Origin of the sequence: Streptomyces parvus (assembly GCF_032121415.1) — a bacterium.
Taxonomy (GTDB): domain Bacteria; phylum Actinomycetota; class Actinomycetes; order Streptomycetales; family Streptomycetaceae; genus Streptomyces; species Streptomyces globisporus_A.
Genome location: NZ_CP135079.1, coordinates 1,407,896 through 1,427,452, shown reverse-complemented (window position 1 = coordinate 1,427,452; position 19,557 = coordinate 1,407,896). Strand labels below are relative to the sequence as shown.

General features: G+C 69.5%; 17 protein-coding genes and 1 tRNA gene. 7 read left to right on the top strand and 11 right to left on the bottom strand.

The genetic code is table 11. From position 1 onward, the window contains the following. Positions 1 to 79: 79 nt before the first annotated feature. Both RNL97_RS07535 and RNL97_RS07530 read right to left on the bottom strand, forming a co-directional pair. Positions 80 to 934, bottom strand: a complete 855-nt coding sequence (locus tag RNL97_RS07535) for an alpha/beta hydrolase (RefSeq protein ID WP_030583199.1) — start codon at positions 932 to 934, stop codon at positions 80 to 82. Further along, positions 931 to 2,265, bottom strand: coding sequence for a metal-dependent hydrolase family protein (locus RNL97_RS07530; protein ID WP_313750500.1), 1,335 nt, complete (start codon positions 2,263 to 2,265; stop codon positions 931 to 933). Before RNL97_RS07530 ends, RNL97_RS07535 begins: the two co-directional genes overlap by 4 nt. On the opposite strand from RNL97_RS07530, the gene RNL97_RS07525 reads away from it, so the two are divergent. After that, positions 2,253 to 2,849 (top strand): TetR/AcrR family transcriptional regulator, encoded by a 597-nt coding sequence (locus tag RNL97_RS07525; protein ID WP_030583195.1) that lies wholly within the window; start codon positions 2,253 to 2,255, stop codon positions 2,847 to 2,849. The genes RNL97_RS07530 and RNL97_RS07525 overlap by 13 nt on opposite strands. A 267-nt stretch (positions 2,850 to 3,116) precedes the next feature. After that, a complete protein-coding gene (locus RNL97_RS07520; protein ID WP_030583193.1) occupies positions 3,117 to 4,427 on the top strand; it encodes an NAD(P)/FAD-dependent oxidoreductase in 1,311 nt (436 codons plus the stop codon). Between the two features lie 89 nt (positions 4,428 to 4,516). On the opposite strand, the gene RNL97_RS07515 is transcribed toward RNL97_RS07520, so the two are convergent. The 3 genes from RNL97_RS07515 to RNL97_RS07505 all read right to left on the bottom strand — a co-directional run bounded on the left by RNL97_RS07515 (position 4,517) and on the right by RNL97_RS07505 (position 6,838). Then, positions 4,517 to 5,770, bottom strand: coding sequence for a PucR family transcriptional regulator (locus RNL97_RS07515; protein ID WP_050500054.1), 1,254 nt, complete (start codon positions 5,768 to 5,770; stop codon positions 4,517 to 4,519). A 152-nt stretch (positions 5,771 to 5,922) separates the two neighbouring features. Continuing rightward, complete coding sequence (locus tag RNL97_RS07510) at positions 5,923 to 6,288, bottom strand: ArsR/SmtB family transcription factor (RefSeq protein ID WP_032765615.1); 366 nt, start codon at positions 6,286 to 6,288, stop codon at positions 5,923 to 5,925. 109 nt (positions 6,289 to 6,397) lie between these two features. Continuing rightward, positions 6,398 to 6,838 carry an ATP-binding protein gene (locus tag RNL97_RS07505; RefSeq protein ID WP_030583188.1) on the bottom strand — a complete coding sequence of 147 codons (441 nt, stop codon included), beginning with the start codon at positions 6,836 to 6,838 and terminating at the stop codon, positions 6,398 to 6,400. 310 nt (positions 6,839 to 7,148) lie between these two features. Here RNL97_RS07505 and RNL97_RS07500 point away from each other — a divergent pair, with 310 nt between their 5' ends. Both RNL97_RS07500 and RNL97_RS07495 read left to right on the top strand, forming a co-directional pair. Continuing rightward, positions 7,149 to 8,615, top strand: a complete 1,467-nt coding sequence (locus tag RNL97_RS07500; RefSeq protein ID WP_243313761.1) for a pyridoxal phosphate-dependent decarboxylase family protein — start codon at positions 7,149 to 7,151, stop codon at positions 8,613 to 8,615. Then, entirely contained in the window at positions 8,612 to 10,039 is a 1,428-nt protein-coding gene (locus RNL97_RS07495; RefSeq protein ID WP_243313759.1) for a lysine N(6)-hydroxylase/L-ornithine N(5)-oxygenase family protein, read from the top strand. Before RNL97_RS07500 ends, RNL97_RS07495 begins: the two co-directional genes overlap by 4 nt. An 85-nt stretch (positions 10,040 to 10,124) precedes the next feature. On the opposite strand, the gene RNL97_RS07490 is transcribed toward RNL97_RS07495, so the two are convergent. Continuing rightward, complete coding sequence (locus RNL97_RS07490; protein ID WP_243313757.1) at positions 10,125 to 11,951, bottom strand: bifunctional metallophosphatase/5'-nucleotidase; 1,827 nt, start codon at positions 11,949 to 11,951, stop codon at positions 10,125 to 10,127. Positions 11,952 to 12,089: 138 nt separating this feature from the next. Here RNL97_RS07490 and RNL97_RS07485 point away from each other — a divergent pair, with 138 nt between their 5' ends. Further along, positions 12,090 to 12,806: an SIMPL domain-containing protein gene (locus RNL97_RS07485; protein WP_243313755.1), complete on the top strand. Its 717-nt coding sequence runs from the start codon at positions 12,090 to 12,092 to the stop codon at positions 12,804 to 12,806. Positions 12,807 to 12,926: 120 nt separating this feature from the next. Next, on the top strand, positions 12,927 to 14,366 hold the full coding sequence (pyk, locus tag RNL97_RS07480; protein WP_030593644.1) for a pyruvate kinase: 1,440 nt from the start codon (positions 12,927 to 12,929) through the stop codon (positions 14,364 to 14,366). Between the two features lie 6 nt (positions 14,367 to 14,372). Here the strand turns inward: pyk and RNL97_RS07475 are convergent, their stop codons facing one another. Continuing rightward, on the bottom strand, positions 14,373 to 15,161 hold the full coding sequence (locus RNL97_RS07475) for a helix-turn-helix domain-containing protein (RefSeq protein ID WP_313750498.1): 789 nt from the start codon (positions 15,159 to 15,161) through the stop codon (positions 14,373 to 14,375). Positions 15,162 to 15,245: 84 nt separating this feature from the next. Further along, positions 15,246 to 15,329, bottom strand: a tRNA-Leu gene (locus RNL97_RS07470). A gap of 95 nt (positions 15,330 to 15,424) precedes the next feature. Between RNL97_RS07470 and RNL97_RS07465 the strand changes: the two genes are divergently transcribed. Continuing rightward, positions 15,425 to 16,081, top strand: coding sequence for an ANTAR domain-containing response regulator (locus tag RNL97_RS07465; protein WP_313750497.1), 657 nt, complete (start codon positions 15,425 to 15,427; stop codon positions 16,079 to 16,081). 92 nt (positions 16,082 to 16,173) lie between these two features. Here the strand turns inward: RNL97_RS07465 and RNL97_RS07460 are convergent, their stop codons facing one another. The 3 genes from RNL97_RS07460 to RNL97_RS07450 are packed head-to-tail and all read right to left on the bottom strand — an operon-like array spanning position 16,174 to position 19,555. Next, complete coding sequence (locus RNL97_RS07460) at positions 16,174 to 16,890, bottom strand: ABC transporter ATP-binding protein (protein ID WP_010061197.1); 717 nt, start codon at positions 16,888 to 16,890, stop codon at positions 16,174 to 16,176. Beyond that, positions 16,887 to 17,765 carry an ABC transporter ATP-binding protein gene (locus RNL97_RS07455; protein WP_030593640.1) on the bottom strand — a complete coding sequence of 293 codons (879 nt, stop codon included), beginning with the start codon at positions 17,763 to 17,765 and terminating at the stop codon, positions 16,887 to 16,889. The genes RNL97_RS07460 and RNL97_RS07455 overlap by 4 nt, the downstream gene beginning before the upstream one ends. Positions 17,766 to 17,770: 5 nt before the next feature. Then, entirely contained in the window at positions 17,771 to 19,555 is a 1,785-nt protein-coding gene (locus RNL97_RS07450; RefSeq protein WP_030593636.1) for a branched-chain amino acid ABC transporter permease, read from the bottom strand. Between the last annotated feature and the right edge of the window lie 2 nt (positions 19,556 to 19,557).

Sequence of the window (19,557 nt, the reverse complement as noted above, 5' to 3'; positions counted from 1 at the left end):
CTGCTCGGTCACCCGCACACCTCCAGAGAAGTTGTCTCACCTTTGAATGCGACGTGGATGGCGCCCGCGGCGTTTAGGCCTACTGGGCGCGGCAGGTCCTGAGGTAGCTGAGGAACGATGCCTGCAGCCCCGTCACGTGCGTTTCGTGCATGAGTGCGCTGGTGACGGATCCGCCGCGGGCGGTGAGGTGGTGAAGGAACGTGGCCGCGTTCTTGGCGAGGTTCTGGTAGACCGCCAGGTCTCCGAGGATCTCCCGGTCGTTGAAGGTCACGTGGAGCTTGGTGCCGGGCAGGGTGTCGCCCATCGCTTGAAGACGAGCGAACACCTGACTGTCTGCACCGACGATGCCGGGGCTGCCGGCGCCGACGCTCTCGAAGAAGGCGCTCTTGGTGAGCCAGGCGTAGAGGCTGAAGAGCCCGCCGTAGGAGTAGCCGAAGAGGCCGTGACCGCTCGGGGCTGTGCCGTAGTCGCGCTCGATCCGGGGGTGCAGGTCGTCGGTGAGGAAGTCCAGGAACATGTCCCCGCGGCTGTCGCTCAGTTCAGCGAGGTAGGCGTCGGCTTGCTCGCGGGTCATCGTGCCTGTCGCGACCCCCATCTCCACCGCGTCGACGTACTCCTTCCCGATGGGTTCGCCGGGGGGCACGAGGTCGCGGTTGCGCAGCCGCTCCCACTGCCCTGCTTCCTCGCCCGCGTAGCCCACGCTGACTTGGACGTAGGGCTGGATCGACTGCATGGGGTCGAGTTGCGTGACGATGAGGGGGGCGGTCATGCCCACGGCCCAGTTGCCGTCGAGGACGTACACGACAGGCACCTGGGTCGCGGCAGGGTCGTAGTTCGGTGGCGTCGTGACCCAGATGCCGTAGTCGTGCCCACCGCTGGAGCGCATCTCGAAGTACTCGGTGTGGGGGAGACAGCCTTGCCACATGGTGCTCATCTGAGGTCCTTCACGATTTGGCCGGCCTGCATGACGAGAACGGCGTTGTTGGGGTCGGAGAACAGTTCCGGGTCTTCGAGCGGGTTGCCGTTCCACAGAACGAGGTCTGCCTGCGCACCGGGAGCGATGATCCCCACCTGGCCGGACAGGCCGAGGATCTCCGCGTTGGTCCGGGTCGCCGCCACGATCGCTTCCATCGGCGTCTCAAGGGCGGCACGCAGGCTGAGTTCCTTGCCCCGACGGCCCTGGGCAGGTCCGATGAGGTCGGAACCCAGCCCGAGCCGTACCCGCGCCTGCTTGGCGACAGCGAGCGCCTTCGTCATCTGCTCGCGTACGCCCTCGACCCGGTCGCGGGTCGACTCGGCGAGACCGGCTCCGGCGGTGTCGTGCAGCAGTTGCTCGACCACGGCGAACGTGGGGACGAGGGCAACCTCGCGAGCGGCCATCAGGGCCGCTGTGGATTCATCGAGGCTGGTGCCGTGCTCGACACAGCGCACCCCGGCCTCGACGGCATTGCGTATGCCCTCGTTGTTGTGGGCGTGAACGGTCACGTACGTGTTCCGTGCCGCGGCTTCTTGAACTGCGACAGCGATCTCTTCCACGGTGAACTGGGTGTCGGAGAGCCGATCATGTGCGCCCACCACTCCGCCGGTGACGCAGAGCTTCAGGAAGGAGGCTCCGCGACGGAAGGCTTCGCGGACGTTGTGTCGCAGTTCGTCCGCGTTGCCCGCCATCATGGAGAGGGCGCACAGGCCCGGGATGTGGTGGCTGCTCCACAGCTCGGTGGGTTCCCATTCGGCTCCGTAGTAGCCGTGCCCGCCGACCTGGCATTGAACCGGTCCGCACGACAGGACGCGCGGCCCTCTGACCTTGCCCTTCGCGATCGCGGTGACGACACCGCCGTCGATCCCGCCGGTGTCGCGAACGGTGGTGAAGCCGGCGTCGAGCGTCGCGCCGGCCGTGGCGAAGATGTCCGCCGCGATCTCGGCTGCGCTGAGCTGGAACGAGAAGTGCGGCTGGATCGGGCTCGACAGGCCCAGGTGGACGTGAGCGTCGATCAGGCCGGGCGTCATCGTCAGCCCCTCGGCGTCGAGACGCTCGCCGTGCGCGCCGGAGGCGTCGCCGAGCCGGGTGATGCGGCCGTTCTCGACAGTGATGTCGAGGTAGCCGGGGTCACGCCCCGATCCGTCGATGACCGCGGCGCCGACTACATGAGCAGGTCCCATGGTCGATCCTTTGTCGTTGCGAGCCGGCTGAGACCATGTGCCGAGCACCACGGAACCGCCGAACTGTCTTTTCCAATGGATAAACTGTAGGAGTGATCCTGTCAACCTCGGAACGCAAGGGCAGCGCGCGCGAGCGACTCCTGGCGCGGCTTCTCGACGCCTTCGGCGAGGCCCTTCCCCCGCCGGAGATGTCGCTCCGTGAGATCGCCGCCCGGATCGAATCCAGCCATGCCCTGCTCCGCTACCACTTCGGGTCGCTCTCGGGCGTTCTGGCCGCCATGCTCAAGGCCCAGCGATCCCGTGACAACGAGGCACTCCTGGAGACGGCCCAGCAGGGCACCTTCGACGATTTCGTCGCCGCGATCTGGCGCACCTACACCCGCCCGGAGCAGCTGTCGCGTATCCGCGGCTTCTTCTTCGTCGTCGGACTGGCCGCGTACGGTCCCGAGGACTTCCGCGAGTTCGTGGAGTCGATCGGCGACCTGACCGTGATGCTGTCGTCGCTCGCGGAACGCGAAGGGCTCGGCCCGAAGGAAGCACGGGAGGTGGCCGCCGTCACCGTCGCCGCGATTCGCGGCCTCCTCCTGCAGGAAGTCCTGAGCCCCGGAACCCGCCCGGAGGACGCGGTCACCCTGATCCTGCGCATGAGAGAGGGCCGGTCCGTTCCACGATCCCGTCCGGAGCGTTGAGCGGGCCCTTGCCCTTGCCGCCGCCCCACCTGATCGGCCCTGTCTGCGGACGCGCTGACGATCGGCCTCGACACCCGGTTGCCTCAGCCCGTGCGCGTCGTTCCCGCGGGCGGGCGACACCTGTCGGGTACGAGGACGGAAAGCAGCGACAACAGTCGCCGGAACATGGTCTCCGACCTGCGTAATGTGCGGACGACGGGCGGAGCGGCGACCCTCCGCGCCGCTGGAGGAACTGTCTGGTCCGGCAACGAGAAGGCGGGTTGGAACATGGCTGAGAGCACAGACGTAGTCGTCGTCGGGGCCGGAGTGATCGGATCCTCTGTCGCCCTCGAACTGGCGCGGAGCGGGCTGCGGGTCGTCGTGGTCGACAAGTTCGGCGGCGCGGGCAACGGCTCCACCAGCGCCTCGAGCGCCGTGGTCCGCTTCACCTACCCGACGATCGCGGGCGTCACCGCCGCCTGGGAGTCCCGTCACTGCTGGGAAGCGTGGCGCGACCATCTCCAGGCACCCGCCGGTGAACCCCTGGCGGCGTTCGACCGATGCGGCGTCACCCTGCTGGACGTGGACATCGCGCCCTCCGGCATGTTCACCCGGCACTTCGACAAGGTCGGTGTCCCGTACGAGGAATGGGATGCACGAGAGCTGTCCGAACGGCTGCCCGCCGTGGACACCGGCCGGTACTTCCCGCCCCGCCCCGTGGATGACGAGGAGTTCTTCGCCGACGCGTCCGCTCGGCTCGGTGCTCTTCACACACCCGACGGGGGCTTCATCGACGACCCGCAACTCGCCGCGCACAACCTCGCTGCGGCAGCCCGGCGGCACGGAGCCGTCTTCCGGTGGAAGGCCCCCGTCGCCGCGGTACTGCGGCGCGGGGGACACGTGCGCGGGGTGCGCCTCCGGGACGGAAGCGAACTGTCCGCCGGGGTGGTCGTCAACGCGGCCGGCCCGTGGTCGGGACAGCTGAACCGGCTCGCCGAAGTGGGCCGCGACTTCACCGTCGGTCTGCGGCCGCTGCGCCAGGAGGTACACCACGTAGCGGCGCCCTCCGGCTACCACGAGGCCACCGGCGACGGGCGCGCCCCGGTGCTGGCCGACATGGACCTCGGCACGTACATACGGCCCGATGGCAGGGAGTTCCTGCTGGTCGGCGGCACGGAGCCCGAGTGCGATCCGCTGGAATGGCTCGACGATCCGGACGACGGCAGTCCCACTCCCACCGCGTCGCGGTTCAGGACGCAGGTGACGCGGGCGGCCCGCCGACTGCCCGGCCTGCGCGTTCCCAACAAGCCCAAAGGGGTGGCAGGGGTATACGACGTGACCGACGACTGGACCCCCGTGTACGACCGAACCGACCTCGCGGGCTTCTACGTGGCCATCGGCACCAGTGGCAATCAGTTCAAGAACGCCCCTCTCGTGGGGCGCCTCATGACCACCCTGATCCACGGTGTCGAAGGCGGGCACGACCACGACAGCAGCGCGCTCACGCACACCTGCGAACACACCGGCCGGACCATCGACCTCGGTGCGTTCTCACGCCGACGCCGACCGGCCGCGTCCACGGGCACGGTCCTCGGCTGACGTGCGCAGCGCACATCAGCAGGGCCTTGACCGTCGCGTTGCGGCACGGGGCAGGCCCGCAGCGGCGTCGCCGCAGCTGCTGCGCGTGCTCAGAACACCACGTCCGGCGCATCCGTCGATGCCGGCAAACGGGGGTGCAACTCTGCCGCTTTCAGGCCGAGATGCGCCGCCAGTCGGTCATCGCCGACGTCCAGTCGCAGTCCAGTCAGCTGCTCAACGCGGTGCAGCCGTTTGTACAGCGTGGAGCGGTGGACATGCAGGGCGGTGGCGGCATGCCGGGCATCGCCGGCGTGATCGAGATACACCCTCAGAGATTCCACCAGCCCTCTGTGCGCGGGGTTCGAAAGCAGGGGTCGCAGCCCCGGGGGGATGCTCTCGGCAAGCTCGTCCGGGGTGAGCTTTCCCAAGAGCGCGTACGCCCCCAGCCGTGCATGAGCCACCACGTGGCCCAGGGTGCCCGTGATACGGGCGACCTCGGCGGCCCGGCGGGCCTCCTCGTAGGAAGAGAGGGCCTCCGTGAGGCGTGGGCGTGGCCCGCCCACGCCCACCCAGCACTGGGCGGCCCGTCCCGGGCCGACTTCCGCGACCAGCTTCTGGCGCAGCACCTCGGCAAGCTCGGCGGCATCGCGCTCGATGACCCGGGAGCGCGCCCCGGGCCAGAGGGTCAGCAGAAGCGCGTGATCCGGACGCGTCAGGATCAATCCGCGCGAGGGAGGAAGCCGCCGTCGACAGCGGTCGACCGCGAGCTCCAGGGCCAGACGGCGTTCTTCGGCCGGGGACTCGTCCGTCTCGCCCACCACGGCTACCAGGACGGCGACCGGGCCGGCCACGGCGTGTCCCTCCTCGACGAGTGCGACACCCGCCTCCGCCCGGAGCGCCTGGTCCGGGGCGAGCAGGTCGCGGACCAGCTCCCTGGCACGGCTGTGAGTCACTTCGGCGCCCAGGCGGGCGCGGTGCAGGACCAGGGCGGCTTGCGCAGCCGCCTCCCGCAGCAACTCGACGGCCCCGTCGCCGACCGGACCGTCGGAACCGATCAGCCATACGTAGCCGAGCAGGGCGTCGTCGTAGCGGATCGGCATACCGACCCGTTCCATCGTGATGCCGATCCGGGGGCACGGCGCGAGAGTGAAGACGTCGAAAGCCCGGGCGGCGCCCTGCTCGCAGACGTGCGCGACCAGCGCTGTCGACACACCACGGTGCATGACCGACTCGATCCGGGCATCGTCGACATCGCCGGTGTGCGCGTTGTACGCGAGCAGTTTGAGTCGCGCGTCGTCGACGGCGATCGACCGGCCGAGGCGGGCACCGAACGAGTCGACGAGGCGCTGCAGCTCCGAAACCATCCCGGCACTGTATAGGGGGCATGAACGTTCCACAGATCGGCATAGGGCATCGGCCATCCCGCGGGGACACGATGCCGGATGCCTCGCCGGGACAGCCATCGCCGCAGAGGGCGGTAGCTGTCGCCCTCATGGGCTGGAGCAGCTCCCCCACCTCATGCGGAACCGCCCGGACGAGCATCGTCCGGGCCGTCGTTCCCCGACCTGAGGTCGGCCAGCAGCTCCGCCTGGCCCGCCAGCACCCCGGTCAGAATCGTCCGAGCCACCCGCAGCAGCTCCGCCACCCCCGGATCGGCCAGCGTGTAGTGGACGGCCGATCCCTCCCGCCGGGCCGTCACCAGACCGGACCGGCGCAACACGGCCAACTGCTGCGAGAGATGGGCGGCCTCGACCCCCACCTCGTTCAGCATCTCCGAGACCGCGTGATCGCGTTCACTGAGCAGTTCGAGCACCCGGATCCGGACCGGGTGCCCCAGCGTCTTGAAGAACTCCGCCTTCAACCGGTACAGCGGCGTGCTCACCTGCGGCACCCCGTTCCGTGCGACGGAAGCCCGCCGCACCACTGCTGACCTGAACTCTTCTCCATGGGTTCATCCTCGCGCCTTCGCACCCCGGGCGGGTACCCGAGGGTCACCGGAGGCCGCGCCGCAGCGGCAGGGTGACCCAGATGCTCTTGCCGCCCTCGTCGGCGTCGCCCCGCACCACCGCGCTGCCGCCCAGGCCATGGGTCAGCTCCATCACGGTCGCCAGCCCCCGCCCCGGCGCCATCCCGGCGGAAGCGAACAGCGCCGGGCGGTACGGATGACGGTCGTGCACGCCGAACGCGAACGTGTCCGGGCCGCCCGCGAACACCACCGTCACCTGCGGCGAGAGCGCCGCCGCATGCCGCACGCTGTTGGCCACCAGCTCACTGAGGATCAGCAGCGCCGGATCACGGCACGGCTCCCGCGCCGCCACCCCCCACTGCTCCAGCACCTGTTCGGTGGTCTCCCGGGCGACGCGCACGGCCTGCCCCGTCGCGGGCAGCGTCAGCACATGCCTGTACGGCAGCGGATCGGGCGGCGTGAGCATCGCGCGGGCTCCCTGTCAGGGGGAAACGACCTGTACAGCATGTAGTGAATTGCATAAATCTGCAATTCACTCATTGAGAAGGTGAGGTGGCCCCCGCACACCGGTCCAGCACCCCCGCACACCGGTCCAGCACCCCCGCACACCGGTCCAGCAGTCGCACACCCATACCGCCCCCGCCCGGCCGGACCCGACCGCTCCGGCCGCCAGTACCCCTTTCGAGTTCGAATCGTTGGGCTCTTCGGCCGCGCCACCCGAAACCAGGGGCAAGCTGGCATGTCCACCCCCGCGCACCCGAAGGACCACCCCACCCATGCCCACCCCGCCCCTCGCCGGAGGCACCGCAGGCCCCGCCGCACTGCGCCCCCTCCTGGACACCGTCCTCGCCGCACTCCACGACGGCGCGGCCCTCCGCGGCGGGCCCCTCCCCGCAGGCGGACCCGACACCGTCACCCCGCGCACCCGCACCGCCACCCACCCCCTCATCCCCGACCACGGCACCGGCCCCCACCACGCCCTGCGCGCCCTCGTCACCGCCCTCGCCGCAGGCGCCGCCGACCCCGCCCACCCCCACTGCGCCGCCCACCTGCACACCCCGCCCCTCGCCCTGGCAGCAGCGGCCGACCTCGCCGCCAGCGCCCTCAACCCCTCCATGGACTCCTGGGACCAGGCCCCCGCCGCCTCCGCCCTCGAAGCCGACCTCACCAGCGCACTCGCCACCGAGATCTACCCCGGCGCCCCCTCACCCGACGCCGTCGTCACCACCGGCGGCACCGAGGCCAACCAACTCGCCCTGCTCCTCGCCCGTGAACGCCACGGCCCCGTCCAGACCGTCTGCGGCGCCAACGCCCACCACAGCATCGCCCGCGCCGCCTGGCTCCTCGGCCTCCCCGAACCGGTCGTCGTACCCGCCCCCACCGGCACCCTCGACCTCGCCGCCCTCGACGACGCCCTCACCGAACTCCACCGCCCCCTCCTGGTCGTCGCCACCGCCGGCACCACCGACACCGGCGAGATCGACCCCCTCGACGCCATCGCCGACCTCTGCACCACCCACGACGCCGAACTCCACATCGACGCCGCCTACGGAGGACCGCTCCTCTTCAGCCCCACCGCCCGCCCCCTCCTCCAGGGCCTCGACCGCGCCCACAGCGTCACCCTCGACCTCCACAAACTCGGCTGGCAGCCCGCATCCGCCGGCCTCCTCGCCGTACCCGAACACCACCACCTCACCCCGCTCCACCACCACGCCCCCTACCTCAACGCCGACGACGACACCGAAGCCGGCCTCCCCGACCTCCTCGGCCGCTCCCTGCGCACCACCCGCCGCCCCGACGCCCTCAAGATCGCCGTCACCCTCCAGGCACTCGGCCGCAGGGGACTCGCCGACCTCGTCGACCGCACCATCGCCACCGCCCACCACCTCGCCGATCTCATCACCCAGACCCCCGCCCTCGACCTCTACGACCGCCCCACCATCAGCACCGTCCTCTTCCGCCCCACCGGCGCCGACGACCACACCGTCGCCACCGTCCGCCGCACCCTCCTCCAACGCGGCCACGCCGTCCTCGGCCGCGCCCACGCCGAAGGCCGCCTCTGGCTCAAGGCGACGCTCCTCAACCCCCACACCACGCCCCAGGACCTCCAGACCCTCCTGGCCCTGGTCGCCGGCACCACCGCCGGCCTCCTCACCGGCCCACCCGCACCGGCGTCACCAGCGCCCGCCCCCGCCGCAACCCACCCCACCCCTCACCCCACGGAAGGCGAGACCCCGCGATGACCGACCGGCCCGCCCACGAACCCGACCAGCCACACGACCTCGTCGGCATCGGCATCGGCCCCTTCAACCTCTCCCTGGCCGCCCTCGCCCACACCATCCCCGCCGCCCCCGGCGACCCCCGCCCCCTCGCCGCGACCTTCTACGAACAGCGCCCCGCCTTCCACTGGCACCCCGGCCTCCTCCTCGACGGTGCCAGCCTCCAAGTCCCCTTCCTCGCCGACCTCGTCACCCTCGCCGACCCCACCAGCCCCTGGAGCTTCCTCAACTACCTCCGCACCCGCGACCGCCTCTTCCCCTTCTACTTCGCCGAGCGCTTCCACATCCAACGAGCCGAATACGACGCCTACTGCCGCTGGGTCACCGAACAACTCCCCGGCCTCCACTTCGGCCACCAGGTCGACGCCGTCCGCTGGAACACCGACCGCGCCCTCTTCGAAGTCGACTTCACCCAACTCGACCGCGACGGCGAGGCCGAAGCACTCGGCCGCGCCTACACCCGCCACATCGCCCTCGGCATCGGCACCGAACCCTTCGTCCCCGAACCCCTCAAACCCCTCGCCGAAGCCGAAGCCGTCCCCGTACTCCACTCCGCCGACTACCTCCGCCACCGCGAACGGCTCCTCGCCGCCGACCACATCACCGTCATCGGATCCGGCCAGTCCGGCGCCGAGATCTTCCTCGACCTCCTGCGCGCCCGCCCCGAAGGCGCCGAGAAGATCCACTGGCTCGCCCGCACCCAGGCCTTCGCCCCCATGGAGTACTCGAAGCTCGGCCTGGAGCACTTCACCCCCGACTACAGCCGCTACTTCCACGCGCTGCCCGAATCCGCCCGCGACGAACTCGTCCCCCGGCAGTGGCAGCTCCACAAAGGCATCGACGCCGACACCATCGCCGCCATCCACGACGAGCTCTACCGCCGCACCCTCCACGGCGGCTGGCCCGACGCCACCCTCACCCCCGGCGTCCACGTCCGCACCGCCGGACGCCTCGCCAACACCCGCGTCGAACTCCACCTCGAACACACCCAGCAAGGCACCCGCAGCCGCCTCACCACCGACGCCGTCATCCTCGCCACCGGCTACCGCGAACGCCCCCTCGACGCCATCCTCGGCGGCCTCGACCCCTACCTCCGCCGCGACTCCTCCCACCGCCCGCGCATCGACGACCAGTACCGCCTCGTCCTCGCCCCCACCGTCACCGGACACGTCTACGTACAGAACGCCGAACGCCACACCCACGGAGTCGGCGCCCCCGACCTCGGCCTCGCCGCCTGGCGCGCCGCCACCATCCTCAACAACCTCACCGGCGCCAACCCCTACCCCCTCCCCGAACGCACCGCCTTCACCACCTTCGGCCTCACCCCCCACCCCCCGGCGATCCCCGCCCAGAGCCCCGAGCTCGTCCCCCTGAGCCAGTCCCTCTGACCCCCGGGGACAGCGAACGGCCCGGGCCCCCACAGACGGGGAGACCCGGGCCGAACGAACAGCTCACACCCGACGCAGTACGGAGTTACGGGAAGACCGGCGTCCCCTCACGCGTCAGCCGCCACCCCACCGAAGCGAACGCCGCCGGGTCCACCGACCCCTTCGCGCGCACCCACCCGATGATCGTGTTCCGGATCTCGTCCGAATTCGCCCACAGCTGCTGCGCACCCGGCACATGCGGGAAGTTCCCCCCACCGCTCGCCCGGTAGTTGTTCACCGCGAACACGAACCGCGCCGCCGGGTCGATCGCCTTACCCTCGAACGACAGACCCACGATCCGCGAACCCGCCGGCTTCGCGATGTCGATGTCGTACGTCACGCCCGACACCGCGTCGTAGTTGTAGTCCGGAATCCCGCCCGCGTTCGTCAGCTTCGCCGTGTCCACCGGACCGCCCGCAGACGTTTGTACGTAATACCGGGCCGAATACTCCAGGTAGTCCTTCAGCTGGGCGCCCGTGATCGCCCGCGCCTCCAGCGTGTTCTCGAACGGATACAGCCCCGCCGCGTCCTTGATCGTCACATCACCGGCCGGAATCCCCGCCGTCCGCGAGAAGCACGACGCCTGCGACAGCACCGGCAGCGCCGCGTACTCCCCGCCCGCCAGCGCCGCCTTCACCGTCTCCGTCTGCACCTGGTTGATCAGGTCGATGATCGGCTCGTCCTGCCACGGCGCGTCCGCCGTCGACATCGCCACCACCGACGTACCGATCACCTGGTTGACGTACTCCACCACCTTCCGGTGCTCGCGGCGCAGCAGCGACGTCACCTCCGGATCCTCCGGCACCGTGTTGGAGTTCAGCACGCGGGAGCCGGCCTTCTCCACCGTCCAGCGGCCCCTCTCCCACACCAGGTCGAAGTCGAACAGCGTCAGCCGCTGCCCCCACTTCGCCGGCTCCGACAGCACGACCCGCTTGCCGGTCTCCTTGTTCGTCACGAAGTGCTCGGCGATCTCCACATGCGCGTGGCCCACCAGAATCGCGTCGATCCCCGGCACCTGCTCCGCCACCAGAGCCGCCGCGTTCTCCACGTACGGCAACTGGTCACCCCACGACGACGTCCCCGAAGAACCCGAATGCGCCGAGACGATCACCACGTCCGCACCCATCGACCGCAGCTTCGGCACCCACTTCGCCGCCTGCTCCTCAAGACCCGGGAACACCATCTTCCCGCCCACGTTCGCCTTGTCCCAGATCGCGATGCCGGGATTCGTCAGCCCCAGCACCGCCACCCGCACATCGCGCCCGCACGGCGTGTGCATCCGCTTGATGACATACGGGGCGAACGCCGGCCGCAAGGTCTTCGCATCCAGCGCATTCGCCCCCAGCAGCGGAAAATCGCACTGCTCCTCGAATTTCCGCAGCACCGGAATGCCGTAATTGAACTCGTGGTTCCCGAGCGCCGCCGCGTCGTAACCGATCGCGTTCATCGCCCGCGCCATCGGATGCACCGGACCACGCCGCGCCGTGATCGGATCGACCTTCGCGTAGTAGTACGACAACTGGGTGCCCTGGATCGTGTCACCCGCGTCGATCAACAGCGTGTTCCGGCGCCCCTTCTCCCGGCGCACCTGATCCACCAGCGTCGAGATCTTCGCCAGACCGACGTCGTTGTGGGCGGAGTCGTCGTACTCCTTGTCCGTGAAGTAGTCCCAGTTGAAGACGTTCCCGTGCAGGTCGGTCGTGCCCATCACCGTGAACGAGTACCGCTTCGCAGGCCGCCCATGACCATGCCCGTGGCCCTGCCCCGCGGCCTGCGCCGCACCCGCCGAGCCGACGACCGCACCGCCCGCCATCGCCACACCCGCACCCGCGGCGGCCGAACGGCCCAGAAACGTCCTGCGGTTCAACGGCATCTCTTCACTCCTCGTTCAGTAGGGCAACGCGCGTAGATTCTGGCCCAGCACCCCTCACCAGCAACACCCCGCGCAGGTTTCGATCTGATGACCACCCGACACACCCCCTCGCGCGCCCCGCCGTGCCACAGTGAACGCATGACCGAAACCGCCACCCCCGCACCCCACCCCGCCCACGGCACCCCCACCGCCCCCCGCGTCACCGTCCGCGGCGAAGCCCACCTCGAAGTCGACCCCGAGATCGCCCGCATCGACGTCACCCTCACCGCCCGCAACACCGACCGCCGCACCACCCTCGACGACCTCACCCGCCGCAACGCCGCCACCCTCGACCTCATCAAGGGCTACGGCGACGCCGTCGAGAAGCTCGAAACCGGCACCCTCGCCATCCGCCCCGAACTCACCCGCCACGGCCGCGGCGAACGCATCCGCGCCTACCACGGCAGCATCCAACTCACCGCCACCCTCAGCGACTTCACCGTCCTCGGCGAACTCGTCGCCCGCCTCGCCGACCAGGAACTCATCCGCGTCGACGGCCCCTGGTGGGCCCTGCGCCCCACCTCCCCCCACCACGCCGCCGCCCGCCGCCAGGCCGTCCAGGAAGCCCTCCAGCGCGCCCGCGAATACGCCGAAGCCCTGGACACCCGCATCGGCGCCCTCCTCGAACTCGGCGACACCGGCGCCGTCGGCGGAGCCGCCTTCGCCACCGCGGCCTACGGAGGCGCCGGGGTCCTCCGCTCCGCCCGCGCGGAATCCGCCGCCGACGCGGCCCCCGTCGACCTCGAACCCGTACGCCAGAGTGTCGACGCCCAGGTCGAGGCGTCCTTCACCCTCATCCCGCCGAACCTCGGATAAACGCTCATCAGAGCGCCCCGCCGCACAATTCAACACTTGTCAATAACCCTTCACGCAAAGGTTGTTGAGGTGTCATGCGGAGCCAAATACCTACCCGTAGGTAAGGTTTAGGCTCGCTGTATGCGCCGAGCGAAAATCGTTTGTACCCTGGGACCCGCAACCGACTCATACGACCAGATCAAGGCCCTGGTCGGAGCGGGAATGGACATCGCCCGCTTCAACCTCAGCCACGGCAGCTACGCCGAACACGAAGAGCGCTACCACCACGTGCGCAAGGCGTCCGAGGAAGTCGGCCGCAGCGTCGGCATCCTCGCCGACCTTCAAGGCCCGAAGATCCGCCTCGGACGCTTCCGCGAAGGCCCCGTACTCCTTGAACGCGGCGACACCTTCACCATCACCGTCGAACCCCTCGAAGGCGAGGGCACCGGCGACATCTGCGGCACCACCTACGACGGACTCGCCGCCGACGTCACCACCGGCGAACGCATCCTCGTCGACGACGGCCGCGTCACCCTGGAAGTCACCGGCGTCGAAGGCCCCCGCGTCCACACCACCGTCATCGAAGGCGGCATGGTCTCCGACAACAAGGGACTCAACCTCCCCGGCGTCGCCGTCTCCGTCCCCGCCCTCTCCGAGAAGGACATCGACGACCTCCGCTGGGCCCTGCGCACCGGCGCCGACCTCATCGCCCTCTCCTTCGTCCGCACCGGACGCGACATCGACGACGTCCACCGCGTCATGGACGAAGAGGGCCGCCGCCTCCCCGTCATCGCCAAGGTCGAAAAACCCCAGGCCGTCGACAACATCGACGACATCGTCGCCGCCTTCGACGGGATCATGGTCGCCCGCGGCGACCTCGGCGTCGAAATGCCCCTCGAACAGGTCCCGATCGTCCAGAAGCGCGCCATCAAGCTCGCCAAGCGCAACGCCAAACCCGTCATCGTCGCCACCCAGATGCTCGACTCGATGATCGACAACTCCCGCCCCACCCGCGCCGAAGCCTCCGACGTCGCCAACGCGATCATCGACGGCACGGACGCCGTGATGCTCTCCGGCGAGACCAGCGTCGGCAAGTACCCCGTCGAGACCGTGCGCACCATGTCCCGCATCGTCGAGGCCGCCGAGGAAGACCTCCTCGCCAAGGGGCTCCCGCCCCTCACCGAACGCAACAAGCCCCGCACCCAGGGCGGGGCCGTGGCGAGGGCCGCCGCCGAGATGGGCGACTTCCTCGGCGCGAAGTTCCTCGTCGCCTTCACCCAGAGCGGCGACACGGTCAAGCGCCTCTCCCGCTACCGCTCACCCATCCCGCTCCTCGCCTTCACCCCCGACGAAGCCACCCGCGCCCAGCTCAACCTCACCTGGGGCGTCGAGACCTTCCTCGGCCCGAAGGTCGACTCCACGGACGCGATGGTCGCCCAGGTCGACGAGGAACTCCTGCGCATCGGCCGCTGCGCGAAGGGCGACGTGGTGGTCATCACCGCCGGCTCCCCGCCCGGCGTCGCGGGGTCGACGAACCTGGTCCGCGTCCACCACATCGGCGAGGACGACAGCCCGAAGTAGGGCGGCTCAGTATGTCGGCCCGACGTGCGCATCCATGAGGGCGACGGATGCCCGTCGGGCTACGGAGATGTTGTAGGGCTTGCCCGCGCGCGTGCAGTGCGTCCATACGATGCCGAGCGCGTCGAGGGCGTCGGTGTAGAGGCGGCGGATGTCGTCGGAGACGTTGGTGAACCAGTAGCGGGGATACTCGTAGCGCTTGCGTTCACCGCCGACCACGCGAGTCGTCCAGTCGGTGAGCCGACAGCCGTCGGAGTGGATGAGACCTCGGACGAGCTGCCCGGGATGGGCGCCGACGATCTTCTGCTGCCAGGGCTCCAGGACTATCGCGCGCTCGTGCTTCCCGCCCGGACCGTGCTGCGGGAAGTAGCAGACGAGGTGCTTCGAGTACACCTTGATGTGGTGGCAGCCGGTCCGGCGGACCCGGCACGTGGCGTTCTGCGGGAAGACCTTGCGTAACGCGGCCTCCGCCTCGTCCTGGATGCCTGGCCAGTCATCGTCCAGCGTGATCATCAGGCTGGGTGCTCGATGCGCCGAGCATTGGCTGATGTGGCGCTCGCCCAGGTAGAGCCCGAGCAGGTAGGCGTAGGCCGGCTCGTCCAGGACGGTGCCGTCGCACCGGTGGCACGACGGGCTGTGCTTCCCGGGGCGCTCGCCAGGCTTGGAACGGTCCCTGGGGAGCCAGTACGGGACGGTGCCGCGGGGCACGCTCAGTCGGCGGGCCACTTCGGCGTTTCCGGTGCCGCTCCGGAGGAGGGCGAGAGCTTGTTGGCGCACTTCTGTGCTGTGCGCGTTCACTCGTCCACTCTTGGTGGCGAGAAGCGACTCTGAGCAGCAAAAAGCGGATGTTCACGCGAAAGTGAACATCCGCTCCGCAGGATGTACCGGGTATGGGATTCGAACCCACATGTCCTTTCGGACAGAGGTGTTTGAGACCTCCGCGTCAACCAATTGCGCCAACCCGGCATGGTGACCGATCAGCAGTGTACCTGGTGACAGGAGGCGGCAGCAGGTAGGTAGGCTGCTTCGCAGCAGTGCCCTGCCCTGAATCAAGGAGCCCCGTGACCACCCCCGAGTCGCCCCAGCCCGTAGACGCCGTCGACGACGACAAGTCGCACGTCCCGCCGCTGACGACCCGCGTCGTCATCGCCGAGGACGAGGCCCTCATCCGCCTCGACCTCAAGGAGATGCTGGAGGAGGAGGGCTACTCCGTCGTCGGGGAGGCGGGCGACGGGCAGCAGGCCGTCGAGCTGGCCCGGGAGAACAAGCCGGACCTGGTCATCCTGGACGTGAAGATGCCGGTCCTCGACGGCATCTCCGCCGCCGAGAAGATCGCCGAGGAGTCCATCGCCCCGGTCCTGATGCTCACCGCGTTCTCGCAGCGCGACCTCGTCGAGCGGGCCCGGGACGCCGGGGCCATGGCGTACCTCGTGAAGCCGTTCAGCAAGAGCGACGTCGTGCCGGCCATCGAGATGGCCGTCTCCCGGTTCGCGGAGCTGAAGGCGCTGGAGAGCGAGATCGCGGACCTGTCCCAGCGGCTGGAGACCCGCAAGCTGGTGGACCGGGCCAAGAGCATCCTGCAGACGGATTACGGGCTCTCCGAGCCGGCCGCGTTCCGGTGGATCCAGAAGACGTCGATGGACCGCCGGATGTCGATGCAGCAGCTCGCGGAGGCGCTGATCGCGGACGCCGAGGAGAAGAAGAAGTCGGCCGAGTAGCCACGTACACGACGTACGCGTTCTCGTACGTGACGAGAGAGGCCCGCACCCGGAACGAACCGGGTGCGGGCCTCTTCCGTACGGCTGGGGCGTCAGTCCTCGCCGAGGTACGCCTTGCGGACCGACTCGTCGTGGAGCAGGTCCGAGCCGGGGCCGGAGAGGACGATCTTGCCGACCTCCATGACGTGACCCTGGTCCGCGAGGGACAGGGCGGCCTGGGCGTTCTGCTCGACGAGCAGGATCGTGGTGCCCGCCGCCTTGAGCTCGACGATGGTCTCCATGATCTTCTGCATCATGATCGGGGAGAGCCCCATGGAGGGCTCGTCGAGCATGAGCAGCTTGGGCTGGGACATCAGGGCGCGTCCCATGGCGAGCATCTGCTGCTCGCCGCCCGAGAGGGTGCCGGCGGCCTGCTTGCGGCGTTCCCCGAGGATGGGGAAGAGGTCGTAGGCGCGCTGGACGTCCTTCTCGATGCCTGCCTTGTCTGTGCGGAGGAACGCTCCGAGCTGGAGGTTCTCCGTGATGGTGAGGCGGGGGAAGATGTGCCGGCCTTCGGGGGAGTGGGCGAGTCCGAGCGCGACGATCTTGTGCGCGGGGACGCTGCCGAGGGGCTTCCCGTCGAAGGTGATGCGGCCGCCGGAGGGCTTGAGGAGCCCGGAGAGGGTGCGCAGGGTGGTGGTCTTGCCCGCGCCGTTGGTGCCGATGAGGGTGACGACCTGGCCGGCCTCGACGGAGAAGGAGATGCCCTTGACGGCTTCGATCTTGCCGTAGGCGACGCGGAGGTCTTCGACCTCTAGCAGGGCGGTCACTGGGTTTCCCCTTCCGTGCGGGTGGTGCGGGTGGTGCTCTGCGCCTCCGCCGCTTCGACTTCGGCGACTTCGTCCGCGCCGGGGTCGCCCTCGAAGGGGGTGCCGAGGTAGGCGGCGACGACGCGTTCGTCGGCCTGGACCTCGCCGGGGGAGCCCTCGACGAGCTTCTCGCCCTGGACGAGACAGGCGACGCGGTCGCAGAGGTTGAAGATGAAGCGCATGTCGTGCTCGATGACGAGTACGGCGATGCCCATGTCCCGGATCGCGAAGATGAGCTCTTCGGTGACGCGGGTTTCCTGCGGGTTCATGCCGGCGGTGGGCTCGTCCAGGAGGAGGAGGCCGGGGTCGCTGGCGAGCGCGCGGGCGATTTCCAGCTTGCGCTGGTCTCCGTAGGGGAGGTTGCGCGCGAGGTGGTCGGCCTTGTCCTGGAGGCCGATGAACTCCAGGAGTTCCATGGCGCGTTCGTGGGACGCGGCTTCGGCCTTCTTGAAGCCGGGTCCGCGCAGGAGGGCGGACCAGAGGCCTTCCTTGGTGCGGGTGTGGCGTCCGACGAGGACGTTCTCCAGCACGGTCATGTTGGCGAAGAGCCGAATGTTCTGGAAGGTCCGGGCGATGCCTGCCTGGGTGACGAGGTGGGGCTTGGGCGGCAGGACGGTGCCCTTGTAGCGGACCTTGCCCTCGGTAGGGACGTAGAGGCCGGTGAGGCAGTTGAAGAAGGTGGTCTTGCCGGCGCCGTTGGGGCCGATGAGACCGACGATCTCGCCCGCCTTGACGGTGAGGTCGACGTTGCGTACGGCGGTGAGTCCGCCGAAGCGCATGGTGACGCCGCTCGCGTCGAGCACGGTGGTGGCGGTCTCGGGTGTGGTGGTGGTCATGGTGTTCACGCCCCCGCCTTCGTGGTGCCGGAGGTGGTGCCTGCCAGGGTTTCGTCGGGTACGTCGAGCTGGCCGGTCTCGTGGTACTCCAGCTTGGCCCGCCGGTTGGCGATGAGGCCCTCCGGGCGGAAGCGCATGAGCAGGATGAGGGCGAGTCCGAAGCCGAGGAGCTGGTAGTCCGAGAGGAACTGGAGCTTGGCCGGGATCATGTAGAGGAGGGCCGCGCCGATGAGGGGTCCGCTGATGGTTCCCATGCCGCCGAGGATGACGGCGGCGAGGAGGAAGGCGGAGTTGGGCGGGACGGGTCCGGCGAAGACGTACATCTCGGGGACGACGGTGCTCTGGACGTGGGCCTGTACGGTGCCGGCGATGCCGGCGAGGGTGGCGCCGAGGGCGAAGGCGATGAGCTTGACGCGGAAGCCGTTGATGCCCATGGCGGTGGCGGCGGTCTCGTCCTCGCGGATGGCGACCCAGGCGCGGCCGATACGGGAGCTGCCGGCTCGGCTGAAGACGAGGACCACGAGGATCATCGCGAGCAGCATGAGCATGTAGTAGTTGGCGTAGGCGCCGAGTTCGAAGCCCAGGATGGTGTGGGACTCGCCGAAGTCGTACCCGAAGAAGTTGAGGTCGGGAATGTTCGGTACGCCGTTGGGGCCGTTGGTGACGCGGGGTCCGGAGACGCCGTCGAGGTTGCCGACGGCGATGCGGAAGATCTCTCCGAAGCCGAGGGTGACGATGGCGAGGTAGTCGCCGCGGAGGCGGAGGGTGGGTGCTCCGATGACGACGCCGAAGACGAGGGAGACGGCGGCGCCGAGGAGGACGGAGGCCCAGAAGGGGAACTGGACGCCGAACGCGGATGCGCTGGTTCCGGAGACGAGGGCGGCCGTGTAGGCGCCGACGCCGAGGAAGGCGACGTATCCGAGGTCGAGGAGTCCGGCGAGGCCGACGACGATGTTCAGGCCCAGGGCGACGGTCGCGAAGATGAGGATGTTGACCGCGATGAGGGTGTACTGGTCGGTGTTCTGGGTGAACGGGAAGACGGCTGCGGCGACGAAGGCCGCGGCGACGGCGATGGAGCGGTACTTCGTGGTGAGCGCGGAGAGGCGGGCCATGAGGCCGGCTTTGAAGAGGGCGGTCACGGCGAAGCCGGTGATGATCAGGTAGCCGACGAAGAGTTCGGGGTAGGCGGTGTCGATGCCGTAGGTGACGACGAAGAGACCGATGCCGAACGCGGCGACGATGATCAGGATCTCGGCCCAGGAGGGGAGCTCCTTGGGGCGTCCGGGCGCGGGGGCGCGGAGGCTGTTGAGGAACCGTTCGAGGGCGGTGGGCCGGGTGGTGTCGGTGATGTCCTGGTCGTGGGGGAGGCCGAGGGAGGCGACGACGGTGATGATGGCGCCGACCAGGCCGATCCAGGCTCCGGGTTCCAGGTTGACGACGCCGCCGAGTTCGACGGAGATGGCGCCGACGGTGAAGCCCATGGTGCCGAGCAGGCCGAGTGCGGCGAGTCGGACGGGGCTGTTGGAGCCGCCGGGGGTGAGCCAGCGCAGGCCCTTGATGCCGTACCCGGAGAGGGTGAACAGCAGGGTGAGGGCGGCGCCGACGAGGGTGAGGACCTGGAGGCCGCCGGGGTAGCCGGTGACGGTGAGGTCGCCGGGGAACTTCGCGGTCCAGGTCCAGGCGAGGAAGGTGGAGCCGAGGGTGAGTGCGGCTCCGGCGGTGGTGGCCGCGCGGGCCGCCGGTGCGGGGATGGCGAGGACGGGCGTCGTCTCGTGGTTCTTGGTGGTCATGG